The 1,221-nt window shown below is 72.2% G+C and carries 1 protein-coding gene; it reads right to left on the reverse strand.

Features of this window, described 5'->3' with window-relative positions; all coding sequences use genetic code 11:
- Positions 1 to 35: 35 nt before the first annotated feature.
- Positions 36 to 1,221, reverse strand: a 1,186-nt coding sequence (locus tag ACFSVL_RS46610; protein WP_378314616.1) for an IS701 family transposase, incomplete at its 5' end; no start/stop codon positions are given.

Consider the following 1,221-nt stretch of genomic DNA (forward strand, 5'->3'; position numbering starts at 1 on the left):
CAGGTTCTGCAGGAGCAGGGCGGTCTGTCCGAGTGTCAGGCCGGGGCCGCGTGTTTTGGTGCGTGGGCGCGGTGTTCGGTGAGGAAGAGCAGTGCGGCGGTGACGAGGGTGACGTGGCGGTGCCAGCCGGGCCAGGTGCGGCCTTCGAAGTGGTCGATGCCGAGGGTGTCTTTGAGTTCGCGGTAGCCGGTTTCGACGGCCCAGCGGGTTTTGGCGAGCCGGACCAGCCGTTGCAGGGTGGGGCGGGCGACGCCGGGCAAGCGGGCCAGCCATGCGTGGGCGGGCGCGGCGGGTTTCTCGTTGTCCCATTGGACGAGCAGCCACCGGTCGGGCAGGGCGGTCCCGGCGCGGGAGGCGCGTTGCCGGGCCGGGATACCGGCTTCGCGCACGCGCAGCAGGCTGAAGTCGGCCACCCGCTCGCCCTCGCCGGTGTGCCAGGACACCGGGACCCGGGAAGCGCCGGCGGCCAGTTCAGCGGCCGGAACATGTTTGCCTTCCCGCGCCCACGGGGTGTCAGGCTCCGCTCGCCAGGGCAGCACGCTGACGTCGCTGTTGACCTGCACCACGAATCCCAGGCCCCGCCGCGCGAGCCCGTCGCGGAACTCCCCGGCCCGTCCGTAGTCCCGGTCGGCCACGACCGGCGGCGGCTCCAGGCCCAGCCCCAGCACCTCGTCGAGCGCGTCCAGGGCCAGCTCCCACTTGCGGCGGTGCACCTCGTCCTCGGGCACCCGGCAGGTCAGCCGCCGCTCGGCCGACACCTCCGGATTCCACGATTTCGGCAGGAACAGCCGCCACGCCAACGGGATCGCACCCGCCTTCCCGCACGCGGTCACCGACACCGCGGCCTGGCAGTTGGCCTGCCCGCCGGCCCGCCCGGAATGCTGACGCGCCACCCCGACGCTGTCGTGCCCGTCCTTGAGGAACGTCGTGTCGTCGACCGCCCACGCGACCGGGCGCAACAACCGCTGCGCCCGCACCGCGACCCGGTTCTGCACCGGCCCCCACTCCCACGGCGAATCCGTGACCAGATGATTCAGGCTCTGCGTCGACACCCCCAGCACCCGACCCATCCCCGTCGCGGTCTTGCGCTTCACATCAGTCAGCAACGACCCCCGCAGATGATGCCCCCACAACTCCGCCCGCCGCTGCGCACCCCGCACCGGCTGCCCCGGAACAAACACCTCCCCGACAAACCCGTCCAACTCAGCATTGAGCGCCCGC

The sequence above is a fragment of the Amycolatopsis silviterrae genome (genome assembly GCF_042684085.1).
In the GTDB taxonomy this organism is placed as follows: Bacteria; Actinomycetota; Actinomycetes; order Mycobacteriales; family Pseudonocardiaceae; genus Amycolatopsis; species Amycolatopsis silviterrae.